Annotated in this window: 14 protein-coding genes and 1 pseudogene; 7 read left to right on the top strand and 8 right to left on the bottom strand. The window is 65.5% G+C overall.

The window, feature by feature from the left end:
* The first annotated feature begins 13 nt into the window (after window positions 1–13).
* Entirely contained in the window at window positions 14–1,183 is a 1,170-nt protein-coding gene (locus CCUG20998_RS20720; RefSeq protein ID WP_020729972.1) for an adenylate/guanylate cyclase domain-containing protein, read from the top strand.
* Between the two features lie 291 nt (window positions 1,184–1,474).
* Complete coding sequence (locus tag CCUG20998_RS20715) at window positions 1,475–2,062, top strand: hypothetical protein (protein ID WP_036456192.1); 588 nt, start codon at window positions 1,475–1,477, stop codon at window positions 2,060–2,062.
* 11 nt (window positions 2,063–2,073) lie between these two features.
* Here the strand turns inward: CCUG20998_RS20715 and CCUG20998_RS20710 are convergent, their stop codons facing one another.
* A complete protein-coding gene (locus CCUG20998_RS20710) occupies window positions 2,074–4,077 on the bottom strand; it encodes a serine/threonine-protein kinase PknH/PknJ (protein WP_038580417.1) in 2,004 nt (667 codons plus the stop codon).
* Between the two features lie 278 nt (window positions 4,078–4,355).
* Between CCUG20998_RS20710 and CCUG20998_RS28010 the strand changes: the two genes are divergently transcribed.
* Window positions 4,356–4,499 (top strand): hypothetical protein, encoded by a 144-nt coding sequence (locus CCUG20998_RS28010; RefSeq protein WP_020729976.1) that lies wholly within the window; start codon window positions 4,356–4,358, stop codon window positions 4,497–4,499.
* A 12-nt stretch (window positions 4,500–4,511) separates the two neighbouring features.
* Here the strand turns inward: CCUG20998_RS28010 and CCUG20998_RS20700 are convergent, their stop codons facing one another.
* From CCUG20998_RS20700 to CCUG20998_RS20680, 5 genes are all read right to left on the bottom strand, one after another.
* On the bottom strand, window positions 4,512–6,884 hold the full coding sequence (locus CCUG20998_RS20700) for an FHA domain-containing protein (RefSeq protein WP_020729977.1): 2,373 nt from the start codon (window positions 6,882–6,884) through the stop codon (window positions 4,512–4,514).
* Between the two features lie 45 nt (window positions 6,885–6,929).
* Entirely contained in the window at window positions 6,930–8,783 is a 1,854-nt protein-coding gene (locus tag CCUG20998_RS20695) for a serine/threonine-protein kinase (protein WP_020729978.1), read from the bottom strand.
* A gap of 181 nt (window positions 8,784–8,964) precedes the next feature.
* Window positions 8,965–9,528: a secretion protein EspD gene (locus CCUG20998_RS20690; RefSeq protein ID WP_172607302.1), complete on the bottom strand. Its 564-nt coding sequence runs from the start codon at window positions 9,526–9,528 to the stop codon at window positions 8,965–8,967.
* A gap of 121 nt (window positions 9,529–9,649) precedes the next feature.
* Window positions 9,650–9,961 carry an ESX-1 secretion-associated protein gene (locus tag CCUG20998_RS20685; RefSeq protein ID WP_020729980.1) on the bottom strand — a complete coding sequence of 104 codons (312 nt, stop codon included), beginning with the start codon at window positions 9,959–9,961 and terminating at the stop codon, window positions 9,650–9,652.
* 60 nt (window positions 9,962–10,021) lie between these two features.
* Window positions 10,022–11,191 carry an EspA/EspE family type VII secretion system effector gene (locus CCUG20998_RS20680; protein WP_020729981.1) on the bottom strand — a complete coding sequence of 390 codons (1,170 nt, stop codon included), beginning with the start codon at window positions 11,189–11,191 and terminating at the stop codon, window positions 10,022–10,024.
* Between the two features lie 1,462 nt (window positions 11,192–12,653).
* Here CCUG20998_RS20680 and CCUG20998_RS20675 point away from each other — a divergent pair.
* Window positions 12,654–13,073: a VOC family protein gene (locus CCUG20998_RS20675; RefSeq protein ID WP_015356750.1), complete on the top strand. Its 420-nt coding sequence runs from the start codon at window positions 12,654–12,656 to the stop codon at window positions 13,071–13,073.
* A 78-nt stretch (window positions 13,074–13,151) separates the two neighbouring features.
* On the opposite strand, the gene CCUG20998_RS20670 is transcribed toward CCUG20998_RS20675, so the two are convergent.
* Complete coding sequence (locus tag CCUG20998_RS20670; protein ID WP_020729984.1) at window positions 13,152–13,784, bottom strand: membrane protein; 633 nt, start codon at window positions 13,782–13,784, stop codon at window positions 13,152–13,154.
* Between the two features lie 71 nt (window positions 13,785–13,855).
* Between CCUG20998_RS20670 and CCUG20998_RS29020 the strand changes: the two are divergent.
* From CCUG20998_RS29020 to CCUG20998_RS20660, 3 genes and pseudogenes are all read left to right on the top strand, one after another.
* Window positions 13,856–13,984: pseudogene (locus tag CCUG20998_RS29020) on the top strand (AsnC family protein); the annotation flags it as partial.
* Window positions 13,985–14,062: 78 nt separating this feature from the next.
* Window positions 14,063–14,272 (top strand): Lrp/AsnC ligand binding domain-containing protein, encoded by a 210-nt coding sequence (locus CCUG20998_RS28695; RefSeq protein WP_231389774.1) that lies wholly within the window; start codon window positions 14,063–14,065, stop codon window positions 14,270–14,272.
* A 213-nt stretch (window positions 14,273–14,485) separates the two neighbouring features.
* Window positions 14,486–15,382 (top strand): glycerophosphodiester phosphodiesterase family protein, encoded by an 897-nt coding sequence (locus tag CCUG20998_RS20660; protein ID WP_081651081.1) that lies wholly within the window; start codon window positions 14,486–14,488, stop codon window positions 15,380–15,382.
* Window positions 15,383–15,413: 31 nt separating this feature from the next.
* On the opposite strand, the gene CCUG20998_RS20655 is transcribed toward CCUG20998_RS20660, so the two are convergent.
* Window positions 15,414–16,589 (bottom strand): acyl-CoA dehydrogenase family protein, encoded by a 1,176-nt coding sequence (locus CCUG20998_RS20655; protein ID WP_038580403.1) that lies wholly within the window; start codon window positions 16,587–16,589, stop codon window positions 15,414–15,416.
* Window positions 16,590–16,594 lie beyond the last annotated feature (5 nt).

Raw genomic sequence — 16,594 nt, 5'->3', positions numbered from 1 at the left:
CGTGGAGGACAGCGTGGACCGGGCACCCGAGCCGGCCGGCGAGAACACCGACGATCTACTCGAAGGACTTGAGGGCGCCGCCCGCGCGGAACGTGCCGAGCTGATCGACTGGCTGTTCAGCCAGGGCATCACCGCAGCTGAGATCCGCACGACCAACCCGCCGCTGCTGCTGGCCACTCGCCACGTCATTGGCGATGACGGCACCTACGTGTCCACCCGCGAGATCAGCGAAACCTATGGCATCGACCTGGATCTGCTGCAGCGCGTACAGCGTGCGGTCGGCTTGGCCAGAGTGGATGACCCGGACGCCGTCGTCTACATGCGCGCAGACGGTGAAGCCGCCGCATACACGCAGAGGTTCATTGAGTTGGGGCTGAACCCAGATCAGATCGTGCTCGTGGTGCGCGTGCTCGCCGAGGGCCTCTCCCGCGCGGCCGAAGTCATGCGCTACACGGCGTTGGAGGCGATCATGCACCCGGGAGCCACCGAACTGGACATCGCGAAGGGGTCGAAGGCGCTGGTGAGTCAGATCGCGCCATTGCTGGGGCCGATGATCCAGGAGATGCTGTTCATGCAGCTGCGGCACATGATGGAGACCGAAGCCGTCAACGCCGGTGAGCGGGCGGCCGGCAAGCCGTTGCCAGGTGCACGTGAGGTCAGCGTCGCTTTCGCCGACCTGGTCGGCTTCACCAAGCTGGGTGAGGTGGTATCGGCCGAGGAGTTGGGCCAGCTCGCCGGCCGGCTGGCCGATCTGGCTCGGGAACTGACCGCCCCGCCGGTGCGGTTCATCAAGACGATCGGCGACGCCGTGATGCTGGTCTGTCCGGATCCGGCGCCGCTGTTGGACACGGTGCTGAATCTGGTCGAGGTCGTCGACACCGACGATGCCTTCCCTCGGCTGCGGGCCGGGGTTGCGTGTGGTCGGGCGGTGAGCCGGGCCGGCGACTGGTTCGGCAGCCCGGTGAACGCGGCGAGCCGGATCACCGGGGTCGCGAGACCCGGCACGGTGCTGGCCGCGGATTCGGTGTGTGACGCCGTTCGTGACACGGCCGCCGGTGCTGGATTCGAGTGGTCATTTGCCGGGCCGCGGCGGCTGAAGGGAATCAAGAACGAAACCAAGCTGTTCCGGGTCCGGCGAAACCTTGCGGACCTTGCGGCCGACACCGCAACAGAGGGCCGTTAGCGGTGGGCTGAGGTTGACTCGACGTCATATGGGCAGGCCCGGAGCGACTCCCGGGGGCGTTTGGTCCGTCTTACGCGGCGCTTACGCGGCCGGATTCCACCCCATCCTCCGGCACTTGAGTTCGGTCTGTTCCGGGCCTGCTTCGCTAACAAAAATACAACCATGAACCGCTGATAGCAACGGTTTTTGTGCTGTTGGCTGCAACATTTGCGAGGCGGTCGTGGGCCGTTGGGCGGTTCGCCGCCGGCGAACAACGATTGCTTTTAGTTGTAACTATGTAATCATGTAATCATGAAAGCACATCATCACATGCACGGGCGCCGGCACGGGCGCTCCGGCGGCTGGCAGCAAGCCCAGCAACCTGACGCCAGCGATGCCGCCGATTGGTTTGCTGGACGGCTTCCGGAGGACTGGTTCGAGGGCGCCCCCGCCGTCGTTGTCGACCGGGAGGAGATCACCGTGATCGGCACGTTGGGGGCACCCGAGGATTCCGGATCGGAGCAGGGCAAGGCACATTCAGAAGGGCGAGCCTCGCGATTCCGCGAAGAGACCCGGGCCGAACGGATGAATATCGCCGACGAGGCACAGGAGCGCTACGCGCGCAAGGTGTCCTGGGGCGTCGACGTTGTCTCCGACGCCGGCACGGAGCGAATCCTGTTCACCCACATCGCGGTTCCGGTGATGACGCGCCTGAAGCAGCCGGAACGCCAGGTGTTGGACACACTTGTCGACGCCGGCGTCGCCCGGTCCCGCGCCGATGCTCTCGCGTGGTCGGTCAAGCTGGTCGGTGAGCACACCGAGCAGTGGCTGGACAAGCTGCGGACCGCGATGTCAGCGGTCGATGATCTGCGCGCGCAGGGGCCTGATCTGCAGGGCTGACCGCCCCAAGCTCAGTACTTGGTTTCCTTGTGGATCTTGTCGACGATCTTGTCGGCGAGTGCACCGCCCTGGTCGGTGATGTGGTAGCCGCACGAGTTGATGTCGACGATCACGTTGTTGGCCACGCTCATCGCGCGCTGGCACTCCCAGCCTTCGGCGCCTTCCTGGGTTTCGAGCATGGTGATCCGCGGCGGGCTACCAACAACCTGGGCGAACGTCCATCGGTAGGTTTTGGACTTGTTCGTCACCGTCACCGTCTTACCGGCGCAGTTCTTCCACTTGCCCGCCGTGGTCTCCACAAACGAGCTGGCTTTGGCGGCCGAGGGAAACGACACCACGGCCTGGTTGACCCAGTGGTCGTTGTTGTCGCCGGGTTCCGAGGCCACCAGGCCACTGATAGCCGTGTATCCGGTGCCCGAGTAGACCGGGTCTTGGCTGGTATACAGGGCGCCTTGGCATTCCGGCAGCGACAGCGTCACCGGTGACGCATCCATCGAGGTGATGGGTTTACCTGGTTGGATATTGGATGCCCCCATCACGGAGTTGACTTCGGCGGGGCTCAGCAGCAGAGAACTCAGCCGGTCCTCGGCTATCGGTTTGGGCGGCGGCGAGGGCTTGGGCGGTTGGGTGATCATCCAGACACCAATTCCACCGACGATGAGAACCAGCACGATGGCCACGGCGGCCACGATCGGCCATGGGTTGCGGCCGCGCGGTCCCGGACCCTGCGGGCCCTGATTCCAGGTCGATGGGCCGGCGGGTTGGCCGGGCGGCGGTGCTCCGCCCCAACCGGCTCCCTGGTAGTACGGCGGGCTGGGGGTGGGCTGACTCGCGGGGATGGGGCCGCTCGCCTGCTGCCAGCCGGGCTGGCCGGCCGCCGGGGGCCGGGGTATCGGCCCGGACGGTCCCGCGGGTCCGGACGGCCCCACGCCGCGGGGCGGCCCGGCGACCGCCGAGGGGCCTGAAGGGGGCGAGCCGGCAGCCGGAGCTGCGGCGGCCGGGTAGTAGGGCGGTTGTTGCGGCGTGGGCGCCGGCCGCGGCGGGGTGGCCGCCGGGCCGGGCCGGGCGGGAGGAGCGGCCGCGGTGGCCGGCATGGTCGGGGGAGCGGCGGGGTCGGGAGGGCCGGGCAGGGTTGCTTCCTGGCTGCGGCGCAGGATGTCGGCGGCGTGATCCTGATCGGGGTTACTCAGCGCTTCGTGGGCGGCCAGCGCCAGATCTCCCGCGCTGGCGTAACGGTCCCCGGGCTGTTTGGCCATGCCGCGCGCGATCACCGTGTCGAAGGCCTTGGGGATGCCGGCGCGAACGGTGCTGGGCTGCGGGATGGGATCCATCATGTGCGCGGTGACCAGCATGCTGGCGCTGTCGGCGCGATAGGGCGGGCTCCCGGTCAAGCACTCGTGCAGCACGCACGCCAAAGCATAGATGTCGGCGCGGTAGGTGACTTCGTCGTTGGAAAACCGTTCAGGCGCCATGTATTTCCAGGTTCCCACCGCGGTGCCCAGTTGGGTCAGCTTCTCGTCGGTGGTGGCGCTGGCGATGCCGAAGTCGACCAGGTAGGCAAAATCCTCGCGGGTAACCAGGATGTTTTGCGGTTTCACATCGCGATGCATCACGCCCGCGGCGTGGGCCGCGTCCAGCGCGGAGGCAACCTGGGTGATGATCGCTACCGCGCGTGGCGGGGTCAGGGGGCCAAAGCGCTTGAGTAAATTGTCCAGGTCGGTGCCCTCGATCAGGCGCATCTCCAGGTACATCTGCCCGTCGATTTCGCCGTAGTCGTGGATCGGCACCACGTGGGGTTCCTGCAACCGGCCGGTGATGCGGGCTTCGCGCTTCATGCGTTCCCGAAACACCGGGTCCTTGCTGAAGGTTTCCGACATCAACTTGACCGCGACGGTCCACTCTTTGACGGTGTGCTCGGCCTCGTAGACTTCGCCCATCCCGCCACGGCCCAGCAGCCGCGTCAGGCGGTAGGGCCCGAACGTGGACCCCACTCGCGAGCCCTGCGCGTCGCTCATCGTTGATCCTCCCAATCAACTCGCAATGTCGCGACCCTACCAATTTCCTGGGAACGGCGGCGTCACTCGCAAATCACCAAGGGGGAAGCCGCCGGCGGCGAGCGGCGACCGTTCGACCCGCGCAAGACGGGCAGCGCCGCGCCCGAAATCCCTGGCCTCGGCTGACCGATGGGCTGGCAAGGATCCGTCAAGAATGCGGCAAGCGCTGCGGCACATGCTTTCCCGAACGCCGAACCCCGCCGACCCTGTTGGCGGACCCGCTATTGGAAGGAAAGACGATGCTGTCGCTGCGGTGGGGTGGCCTTGGCGGGCGCGGTTGGTCATACGTTGTCTACAACGTCGGGTATCGGCTGTTGTCGCTGCAACTGTCGTGCGGGTCGCTGGCCGTGTGCGCAGTCCCATTCGTCGTGAAGCACGTCTGAGACAGCCCGGTTTCACCTGCGGGCTTTTCGTTGCGGATCGAGCTGCCTGAGTCGCCAGGCGATCAGGGTCACCAGTACCGCCGCCTGCACCACACACGCGCCGGCCGCGATCAGCCAGCTGCTGACCTCGTAATCCCACAACGGATCCTGGTCGCCGCCCGCAGCGCGGCGCAGGTCGTTGAGGTCGACGGTGGAAGCGGCCATCGCGTAGGCCCAGCGCGACGGCGACAGCCAGGCCAACTGCTCCAGCGGGATCCGGCCCTTGACGCCGAACATTCCGCCGCACAGCACCAGCTGGGCCATCACCACGAGCACCAGCAGCGGCATGCCCCGATCGGCGTTGCCGATCATCGCCGAAATCAGCAGGCCGATCATCATCGACACGACGGTGACCGCGACGACCGCCACGGCCACTTCGACCGTCGGCCAGGGCATGACGATGGACTGGTCGGGCGCGGGTAGAAACGCCGGGCCCAGGAACCCGAGGATCAGGCCCTGCGCGGTGGTCAGCGCGGTGAGGACAACCAGCTTGGAGGCCAGGTAGGCGCCGCCGGACATGCCGATGCCATGTTCGCGGCGATATATTGCCTGCTCCTTGACGATTTCGCGGATCGACGCGGCGCAGCCCATGAGCGCGCCGCCGATGATCAGCAACACCAGCAACTGCGCGGGCTGGGTCGACCGCAGCTCGATCGCCTTGGCCAGCGAGAGCCCGGCCTTGCCGGGCACGGCATGGGCGAACAGGCTCAGCAGCAACGGCAGGACCAGCAGGAACACCGCATACTGACGGTCGGCAGCGATGACTGCCACGTATCGCCGGCACAGGATCGCGAATTGCGCGAACGCGCTTTGCTGTGCGACCGGCTTGGTGGTGCGCGCGGCGGCGGGGTGCGCCGGGCGTTGGGCCGGGTGCGGGGTCAGCGCCGCGCGCAGGGGTGAGGCATTGAACCGGGCCGTCCAGTCGGTGGCTTTGTCCTGCTCGAGAAGGGTGAAAAGGTCGGCGAAGTCTGTGCAGTTGAAGTAGCTCAACGCTTGCTGCGGCGGACCGAAATAGGCCAGACGTCCGCCAGGAGCCAGGATCAGCAACCGGTCGCACATGTTGAGATGGGCGATGTTGTGGGTGACCACCACCACGGAGCGACCATCATCGGCTAGGGAGCGCAGGGTCTGCATGACCGACTTCTCATAGCCGGGATCCAGCCCTGAGGTGGGCTCGTCCAGAAACAGCAGCGACGGTTTGGTCAGCAATTCCAGTGCGACGCTGGTGCGCTTGCGCTGGCCCCCCGACAGGCTGTCGATGCGCTGGTCGGCCTGGGTCGTGAGCCCGAGCTCGGCCAGGACTTCTTCGATGCGCTGTCGGCGCTCCTCAGCGGAGACGTCTTGGGGAAACCTAAGTTGCGCCGCATAATTCAGCGCCCGCCGCACCGTCAGTGGGGTGTGCAGGATGTCGTCTTGGGGAACGAATCCGATGCGGTGTCGCAGCTCCGCGTAGTTGTTGTAGAGGTCGCGTTCGTCGTATCGCACTGTGCCGCTGGTCGCCGGGTGGAATCCGGTTAGGGCGCCCAGCAGCGTGGATTTGCCCGCGCCACTTGGCCCCACCACGGCCAACAGGCTGCGCTGTGGCAGCACGAAGCTCACGTCGGACAGCAACACCCGACCCTTCTTGGTTACCACCCGCAGGTTGGACGCTTCATAGGAGACGTCGCCGATGTCGACGTACTCCACCAACCGGTCACCGGAGAGGTGCATCAGCTGGTGCCCGATGCCGACAATGTCGTTGGGCCCGATCAGCGCGCGGGTAATGCGGTTGCCGTTGACGTAGGTCCCGTTGGCGCTGTGGTTGTCGACCAGCTCCCATTGGTCACCGGAGCGCCGCAACACGGCATGGCGCCGAGACACCAGCAGGTCGTTCAACACCACGTTGTTGTCTGCTCCGCGGCCGATCGTGACGACGAGCTGGTCGATGGCGTGCACCGTGGTCGGCGCCCGGGCGACTGTCGTTCCGTCCAGCGGGTCTGGCGCAGCGGCGACGTTGCGCCCCGGCTGCGCATCGGGTGCCTGGATCGCGGGGTGGAGCTCGATCGCCTGTCCGGAAGACGCGGACCCCAGCAGCACCGTGACGGGCTGGTGGATCGGCACGCGCTGCACCGGCGTGCCGCCGACGAACGATCCGTTGCGGCTGCGGTTGACCAGCACCCATCCCGCCGGCGTCGGCTCGAGGACCGCGTGCAGTCGCGAGACCCGTGGATTGTCCAGGCGGATATCGGCTTCGGCGGCCCGACCGATGGTCCATGCCCGGTTCGGTGTGGCATGCCAGGTGCGTCCGGCGGCCCGGAGCTCCAGGCGGGGCGGATTCGTCGTCGCGTCACCGATCCTGTCGTGCATGCATCGCCTCCGGTGCGTCTACCCAGCTCCGATTGTCGTGGTTGTTCATGAGTGTGAGGACCACCAGTCGTAGAGCTGGTCGAGGTTGGGTCCGGGCGGCTTTGCGGCGACGAGTGCGAATACCAGCGTTCGCTCGTTGCTCCACATCACCTGCGGTTCGGCACCCTTGTAGATGCCGCAGGCGACCTGGCCGAGGACGGTGTTGGGGTCCTGCGTGTGCCACCACGTTCCTGGTGACGCCTTTCCATCGGGGCAGGTGAGGATCGAAAAGGTTCCGATGAACGCGGTGAATGCGTTCTTGAGCGCCGAAAGGTTGGCGTACAGCCCGTAGGCGGCCACGGTAGGCCCGTCGGCATCGGTGTTCTTCTTGCACTTCACCGATGCCACTGCGCCCGGCATCGGCCGCGTCTCCGGCGTGCACGCACCAGTGGGGTAGCCCGACGGCAGCAGGCCCATCAAGCGGGTTTGGGCGTCGGGGCGCCGCGATGTGGTCGACGGTGCGGGGGTGGTTGTGGCCGTGCTGCCGGTTGTGGTTCGCGCCGTGGTGGAGGTGGTTCGTTGTCCGGTTGGTTGCGGGTTGTCATCGTGGGTGGCCGCCCAGATGACGATCGCGACGAGGATGATGACCAGGATTGCTACGGCGACGCCGGAGACAATCGCCCAGGGATTGCGAGCACGCGGCGGCCGCTGTGGGACACCCGGATTCCATGCCGGCGTACCGCCAAGCTGTTGCGGCGCCAGCGCGCGTGGCGCCGCGCCGGGGGACATGCCGCCATCCCAGGGCGGGGGCGCAACGGGGGAGTGTGCCGGGGCAGCGGGATGCGCGCCGGGGGACCAGGCCGGCTGGCCGATGGCACCCGACGGCGGGTGGGTCGGCCCTGAGGGCCCCGACCTGGGGATCGGTTCGCAGCTGTAGGCGGGCATTGGGCCAGAGCTGTGCTGGGGGTTGGCCGGCCCGGAACGGGGCTCCCGCCGGTGTTCGAGGGTAGGTTGCTCGACGACCTGGCCCGGCAGGGTGGATTGCTGGCTGCGCCGCAATATGGTCTCTGCCTGGTTCTGATCGGGGGTGCTGAGCGCCTGGTGGGCGGCGCGGGCCAGGTCCCCGGCGCTGGCGTAGCGGTCTGCGGGTTTCTTGGCCATGCCCCGCGCGATCACCGCATCGAAGGCCTTGGGGATTTCCGGGTGGACCGCGCTGGGCTTGGGGATGGGCTCCATCATGTGGGCGCTGATCAACAACCCGGCGTTGTTGGACTGGTAGGGCGCAGACCCGGTCAGGGATTCGTGCAACACGCATGCCAGCGCGTAGATGTCGGCGTGGTGGGTGACCCTGTCATTGGTAAACCGTTCGGGGGCCATGTATTTCCAGGTGCCTACCGCGGTGCCCATCTGGGTGAGTTTCTCGTCGGTGGCCGCGTTGGCGATGCCGAAGTCGACCAGATAGGCGAAATCGTCGCGGGTGATCAGGATGTTGGGCGGTTTGACATCGCGGTGCATCACCTCGTCGGCATGCGCGGCGTCCAGTGCCGAGGCGATCTGGGTGATGATCGCTACCGCGCGTGGCGGGGTCAGGGGGCCGAAGCGCTTGAGCAAACTGTCCAGGTTGGTGCCCTCGATCAGGCGCATCTCCAGGAACATCTGCCCATCGATTTCGCCGTAGTCGTGGATCGGCACCACGTGGGGTTCCTGCAACCGGCCGGTGATGCGGGCTTCGCGCTTCATGCGCTCCCGAAACACCGGATCGCTGCTGAAGGTTTCCGACATCAACTTGACCGCGACGGCCCACCCTTTAACGGTGTGCTCGGCCTCGTAGACCTGACCCATCCCGCCACGGCCCAGAGGGCGGATGAGGCGGTAGGGGCCGAACATCGACCCTGCGCGCGCACTGGGCGCCTCGCTCATCGTTGACCCTCCAAACCAACCGCGACCCAGCCGACACTATCAACGTTGGACCCAGGAAACGGGTGTCAGGATTGTGTCGGGTCGCGGTGGCTACTCGGTCGGGGCAACCATGCGGGCTCGAGTTCGCCGTGCTCGGGTCAGCGAGCGGGCCCGCACCCGTTGCGGCGGTCAACCTCGTTGGTCAGGCGAAACCACATTGCTCGCTGGCGCTGTCGTGGGCGGAGCGGTCGTCGCCGTAGCGGGTCGCGAACACCTCAGCCTCCGCGGCGGCCGCTTCCTCCGGCGATGGCAAGCTCCACGTGTTGCCAACGAAGTCCTGCAACTGTTGGACGCGTTGTTGATCTCCGTCCGCGGCGTGCGTGAGCTTGTTGAGGATGAAGGCATATTGCGCCGCCTGCGCCTTCTGGCGAGCCAAGTCTGCCAGCACCAGGATCTCGGAGGCGAGCTGCGACTCGCTCATCCGTGCCACCTTCTTCGACAGCTCTATATCTTCGGTCCGGCCGTCCATCAACGCCGAAACCGCTACGCTTCCTTGAGGATTCGTTACGGTGAATACCGCGATCTCGTCTTCTTCCGGTTGCTCCTGTGGTGCGGGGGAGTCATCCGCGCTGGCTTCGCTGTCCTGGGCCCCTGCCCCGGCGAAGCCGACAATCGGATCGGCTGTCCACCGCTGCTTTCCATCTGGGTCCCAGAGATCTACGGCATCGAAATCATCGCTGTCGAAGTCGTTTCCGGGCAAGTTCACCACCGCGTCCCTTCTGACCTTGGTGTCGAGCATGGCGAAGTTGGCTTCGCGCGCACGCGTCGGCCAAATCGAAAAGCTGCCCGGTGCGTACGCCGCAGCGCGACGCACGCACCGAAGCTGTTCAGCTGAATAACGATCCGAGCGCCTTGCTCCACGTTTCGTCGGCCTCGGTGTATACGCGTGCCGCCGTGCGCAAATTCTTGGCGAGGTCGATACCGGCGTTATTGAGCGAGGAGCCAAGGGCGGAACGGGTACTTTCATACATCTTCAACGTGGTGTTGAACTGCGAGCAGTACGAACCGTGAGTGACCGTCACCGATTCGCTTAGCCCAGAGGTGACTTCGGTCCCGGAGGTGGCGCTGGCCGCCGCATTGTCGTGGTGCGACGCCAGCACACCGAGGAGCTCGGGCTGCACTTTCAGGTTCTCCGTCATTGGTGGTATCCCTTCCGTCTAGCGTTGCTTTGCGCGGTCGATGCGGCTGGTCAGATGGGACTAGCCGGCGCGTCGCTCCGCGATCCGCGCAGCGGCACCCACCCCAACTTCAACTGGCGCGCGTTCGGCATCTTCGGTGCCCGCCGCGGCGCCTTCCGAGTACTTCTTGCTGGTCGCGCCTTTCGATCCGGCCGCCGCGGGATGCATCCCGCCCATGCCCTGGCCCCCCTGCGCGGAAGCCGCTTGCGCATGTTCGCCGACCGGTTCGCTGGAGACTCGGGTTGGGCCCTCGCTGGTCAGACGCGGATCCTGGCGTGTCGCGGCCGAACGCAGCTGGGCCACGTTGGGCATGGAGCCGAAGCCGGACCCGCCGCCAAGGCCGAGCCCTCCGGGCAAGCCGGCCGAGCTGACCAGGCTGGCTGAATCCGCCGCGCCGACCGACCCGGCCGAACCGGCTGCCCCGGCTGAGCTGAAGAAGCTGGTCAATTGGGACAAGCCGCCGCCCATACCGCTCAAGCCGGGGATGCCGCCAAAGAAGGACTGCAGTTTTGATCCCCATTGCGACAGCAGTGAGGAAGCCCAGGAGACGAGCTTGTTCAGCAGGTCCTTGAGGAATTCGAACGGGTGGGTCAAGAATTCCCACACCTCTTCGAGGATGCCTTTGATGATGTCGACCACGTCCGAAACGACGTCCGCCACGGCCTCCGCTAACAACTTGGCGAGTTGGGCCAGCAGGCTGACCAACTTCATCGAGTTGATCAGGGTTTTCACGACCAGATAGGCAAGCGCTCCGCCGACGACGGCCATCGCCGTCGCGCACACCGGTGCCTGGAACGCGGCCGACATGGCCCACCCGACAATCGGGATGTAGGTCAGGTCCACGGCGACCGGACGGACGAACTCGAGGCCCTTCTTCGCGTCCTCGAGGATCTCGCGCGTTGTCTTGACCGCGCTGGCCTGATCGGCGATCAGCTTCTGAAGCTCACGATCCAGCTCCGCCAGCTCTTTGAAGAAATTGACGTGCTTGCGGTTCTTGCCGGAGTAGTGATCGGCGGCCGAACCCAGCCAACCATCGCCGGGAAACGCCGACCCTAGGTCATCTAGGGCCTTGCCAAAGAACGACAGTGCGGAGTCGATGATGCCGCCGTCTTCGGGCAATCCAATCCCAAGGAGGGCGTGCAAACCGTTGATCGCGCTAATCGTGGGATCGATGATGAAGGCTCTGCTCATGGCTACTACCTGCCCAACGGTTGTCGATTCCGCGCACACCGCATGCGCGGATTGAATTACAGGCTTGGCCTTTCTTAGTAATCCTGATTCCGGCAGATGTCAACGATTTTTTTGTTGACGATCCTGAAGCTGGCATCGTCCTCGGCTTGGTGATCAACTCGATGGGCTTCGGTTGCCAGGTGCCTTGCTGTGACTTCGCTGAGTGTCGTGTCGGATTTGCTGGACCCGGGCGCTGGCAACCGCTCCGCGGGGCATTGGCGGGCGTATCGGAATCGGTATCCGCCTCGAGGCGATACATCAGCTATGGCCGTCGCGCGCGCGAGATATGTTGCTATAGAGTTGATTTAGGCGCTGGTGGGGCCGCTTCTCGCGGCGGCTTCACGGCCAGCGTGCGTTCGTGGGGCCGGCGCAGCGGCCTGGGGAAGCGTCCTCGGCCGAGCCGCCTCGGCGTCACGCTAGCGGCCGGTGGCGGAGTTGCGCTGTACGACCGTCCCAGTTACCCGGGCGTCGCGTGCGCTGGGCGACTCGGCCGATGCCGGAATGGTCCGCAATACCTTTGTGGATGGGGAAAGTGTCCGCGGCTGACGTCCGTCTCGGTATTTGGGTCGACAGAGTTTCGCGGCACACTATTAATGGCATCGAACTATTAACGATTATCGATCTCTGGTGTATAAATGTCGCGAATTCTCGCGGCGAATACCATTGCGAATTGCTGCAGCTGTGGTTCGCGTTTAGCGGGTTCCGCGAGCAACCGGAAACTCGAAAGGCTTTGGAGTGTACGTGCCGAGGTGCCCGATATCCGTGGCGGTTTGCCACCAAGCCATTGCGGCAGTTCTGCATGGTGGGACGGGTTTGCGACGTGCTGGGCTGCAATGGAGTCCCGGCCTTGCGGGCCTCGCGCGAGGCCTGGGTTTCACCCAGGTGCAGTTACCGTCGCTGCTGGCCAGAAGATCAGCGATCAAGATCACATTAGGCGGTGCGGCGTGACTCGCAGGCAAATGTTGCCATGGGACACAGATCCTGAGAGCTGCTAGCGATGTATGTGTGAATGATATGAATGCAGCAAACCCATCCGGGCTGTCGCCGCTGCGCCGCGTCGTCGTGCCGAAAAGGGTTGGGGTGCAGCTTTGCTCCGTGCCGGCCGTGGCTCGCTGGCGGGTGAGTTCGCGGCCTCTGCGGGCTACCCGGTGCCCAAACGATGCCGGGGGCGTGCCGGACATGCCGGCCAGACGGGCGGGTGGCCGGAGGAGTCCGTTGCCATACTGTGGGTTGCATTACCCAATGTGGTCGACAGGGCCGATTGCGGGCGACATCGTCGGCGTTGCACCGGGTGCTAGGCGCGCCCTCGAGTTGGGCCGTCACATCGCACCCGCACCGCGCCGCCAGCCGTGCTCCGTGCGCCGTGTCCCGTCCCCCCTCGGGGCCTGCCGAGTAACAGTCGGCACAGACGGATAGGGAAGCCATGAAGATTCACCGCCTCGACCACCTAGTGCTCACGGTTGCCGACATCGACGCCACCATCAGGTTTTACACGCGGGTGCTCGGCATGGAGCAGGAAACGTTTGGCGGCGGGCGTAGAGCGCTGCGATTTGGCTGGTCGAAGATCAACCTGCACCAGCGGGGCGCCGAGTTCGAGCCGAAAGCCCAGCGTCCCACCCCCGGAAGCGCCGATCTCTGTCTGATCGTGGAGGATCCGATGGACGCGGTCGCGGCGCAACTGCACGCGGCGGGAGTGCCGATCGTGGACGGGCCGGTGCAGCGAACCGGCGCCTGTGGGCCGATCATCAGTGTGTATGTGCGCGACCCCGACAATAACCTCGTCGAACTGTCGAACTACCTGGACGCTGATGGCGGGCCGGACCAACGGCTCACTGGCGTTTGACGATTCGTCCGTGGACATCCGTGGACATCAGTGGACATCGTCGGTCGGTTTGTCCGTGTGGCGCCGGCCGGTGAGGCATTACCGGGCCGCGGAGGCCAGCATGACTACCCCGAGGGCGCCGACGACGACGTTACCCACCAGGATGGTCAGGCGCCGGGTGCGCGCGGTGCTACCAGCGCCAACGACCGCACCGATCCAGACCAGCAACAACTGCCACAGCAGTGACGCCAGCCCGACGCCGGCGACAACGGCGATCGCCGCGCCGCCCCCCAGCGACTGTTCCAGCGTGGCGGCTATCGCGGTGAAATAGACCAACGTCACGGGGTTGATCGCGGTCAGGCCAAAAAAGAACGCGAATCGATTGCCAGAGCGCGGTGATTGCCAGTGCTGAGCCGCCGGCTCGCAACGCCGCAACCCCCGCGCGATTCCCGCCGCGGCCACCACAACCAGCAGGAGTGCGCCGATGACTTCGGGCCAGGAGCCCAAGCCTTCGACCGCCGGCCCCGCAAAACGTCCGACCAGCATCGCTGCGGCGCAATACGTCACATCGACACACGACACCGCGGCCGCCGCCACCGCGGCGCGACGAACTCCTCGCTCGACTCCCTCTCGTAGCAGCAGCACGCCAATCGCGCCTAACGGCACCGCGACGCCAAGCCCGGCGGCCAGTCCGACTCCGAACGCCGAGGCGATCCCCGCAACAGCTGACATGGCTACCCACTATCGCGCCGAGTCCAACCTTGCGATGACAAATGTCTCAGCTCAGCCAGTAAATTCTCAGTATGGACGACATTGACAGTGAAATTGTCGAGATCCTGGGCCGGGATGGCAGAGCATCTTTCAGTGCCATGGGGCGCGTCATCGGACTGAGCACGAACGCCGTCGGGGCAAGAGTCCGACGGCTAGAGACCACCGGCGTCATCCTCGGCTACCGGGCAGTGCTCGCCGCAGAAAAGGCTCCGAGCGGAGGAATCGAGGCATTCGTCGACGTGCGTCTTCGATCAGAACAGGACGGCGACCAGTTTCTGGCATGGGCGGCCAAGGACCCCACCATCAGCGACGCTGTCCACGTAACCGGGCCTTATGACTACCTCCTGCACATCCGGGTTCGCGACACCGCCGACCTAGATCGCCTCCTGCGCAGGCTGAAAGCCGCCGCAGGGGTGGCCCAAACCCAAACACGCATCGCACTGCGATAACAGCACTGAACCCAAACCCATTGCGGGAGCGGACTGTGTCACCGTTTCCATCCGGCAGCTAGGGTATGGCTCGAAGAGCGGTCCGGTCCGGGCAGATGCGCTGTCGGGCAGTTACTTTGGTCACAATGACCGCGCATGGTTGACCCTCGCTGCGCAGCGATGTGGCGCTGTAGGGCGGGGACTCGTGAAGGGATTCGACGATTGAGATCGGCAATTTTGGGTGCGGTCGCGGCGGTTGCCGTGCTGGGAGGCGCTTGCTGCGTGGCAGGGGCGGCGCCGTCCACTGCGGCCTCTGGGCCGATGATCATCGCCCATCGCGCGGGCGCGGCCGACTTCCCGGAAAACACCCTGCTAGCGATAACGAACGCGGTTTCATCCGGTGTCGACGGTGTGTGGCTGACCGTGCAGGCCAGCGAGGATGAGGTGGCGGTGTTGTACCGGCCGAGTGATCTGGCGACGTTGACCGACGGAGCGGGACCAGTGAATTCCAAGACCGCCGGGCAGTTACAGCAGCTCAACGCGGGCTGGAATTTCACCGAGCCGGGCGTCGACGGCTATCCCTACCGGCAGCGGCCTACGCCCATACCCACGCTCGAACAGGCAATCTCCGCGGTCCCGCCAGACATCGCGCTGTTTCTGGATCTCAAGCAGACTCCCGCACAGCCGGTGGTATCGGCGGTCGCGCGGGTGCTGAACCAGACCGGCGCGGCAGAACGGGCGACCGTCTACTCCACCGATGCGACCATCACCGAGGCAGCGGCTCACCAGCATCTGCGAGTTGCCGAAAGCCGTGACATCACCCGCCAGCGACTTCTCGCCATGGCGCTGAACCATCACTGTGACCCAGCGCCGGATCCTGGCAAGTGGGCCGGCTTTGAGTTGCACCGGAGCATCACGATCACCGAAGAATTCACGTTGGGCGTTGGGACCTCAAAGGTGGACGCGCAGCTATGGGACCCGGCCGCCGTCGAGTGCTTCAAGTCGGGATCCCCAATGAACGTCATGGGCTTCGCCGTCAAGACTGCCGACGACTACCAGCTCGCCAAGAAGGTCGGACTCGACGCCGTGCTGGTCGACTCGCCTCGGGAAGCCCAACACTGGGCGCGATGAACAACGGGCCGCTGATGACGCCCGGCGGCGGTTAGATTCCGCCGCGGGCTATCAGTTGTCTGGCGATCACGTTGCGCTGGATTTCGTTGGTGCCTTCGCCGACGATCATCAGGGGTGCGTCGCGGAAGTAGCGTTCGACGTCGTATTCGGTGGAATAGCCATAGCCGCCGTGGATTCGGACGGCGTTGAGCGCGATTTCCATGGCGGTTTCGGAGGCGAAGAGTTTGGCCATGCCGGCCTCCATGTCGCATCGCTGGCCGCTGTCGTAGCGTTGGGCGGCGTAGTGGGTGAGTTGGCGGGCGGCGGTGAGTTTGGTTGCCATGTCGGCCAAGTAGTTTCCGATGGCTTGGTGTTTCCAGATCGGTTGGCCGAAGCTGTGCCGTTGCTGGGCGTAGGCCAGGGCGTCGTCGAGTGCTGCGCTGGCCACGCCCAGGGCGCGGGCGGCGACCTGGATGCGGCCGGTTTCGAGTCCTTTCATCATTTGTGAAAACCCTTGACCTGGTTGGCCTCCCAATATCGCAGAGGTCGGTGCCCGGTAGTTGTCGAAGGACAGTTCGCAGGCTTCCACGCCCTTGTATCCCAGTTTGGGCAGGTCAGCTGAGATGTTCAGGCCGGGGCCCGGTTCGACGAGCACGATCGAGATGCCGTGGTGGCGGGGTGCGGCGTGGGGATCGGTCTTGCACAGCAGGGCGATCAGCCCGCTGCGGCGGGCGTTGCTGATCCAGGTCTTGGCGCCGGTGATCAGCAGCTGGTCGGGTCCGTCAGCCATCGCGGTGGTGGACATGTTCTGGAGGTCTGAACCGCCGCCGGGTTCGGTCAGGGCCATGGTGGCGCGCAGTTCGCCGGTGGCCATGGCTGGTAGGTAGGTGGACTTTTGTTCGTCGGTGCCAAAGAGCATCAGCAGCTTGGCCACCACGGTGTGTCCGCCCATGGCGCCGGCCAGGCTCATCCATCCGCGGGCCAGCTCCTGGGTGACCTGGACGTAGCACGGCATCGACACCGGCGATCCGCCGTAGGCTTCCCCGATGGCCAGCCCGTAGATGCCGATGCGCTTCATCTGTTCGATCCAGGCCTGCGGGTAGGTGTTGGCGTGTTCGACCTCGCGCACGCTGGGCTTCACGTCGCGGTCGATGAAGGCCCGCACGGTAGCCACCAGCATGGCCTCGTCCTCATCAAGCTGGCTGTCCGGGCTGTCGTTGTTCATCATCGGTG

The sequence above is a fragment of the Mycobacterium marinum genome, assembly GCF_003391395.1.
GTDB classification, from domain to species: Bacteria; Actinomycetota; Actinomycetes; order Mycobacteriales; family Mycobacteriaceae; genus Mycobacterium; species Mycobacterium marinum.
The sequence above is the reverse complement of the archived record's forward strand: the minus strand, read 5'-3'. Positions and strand labels throughout refer to the sequence as shown.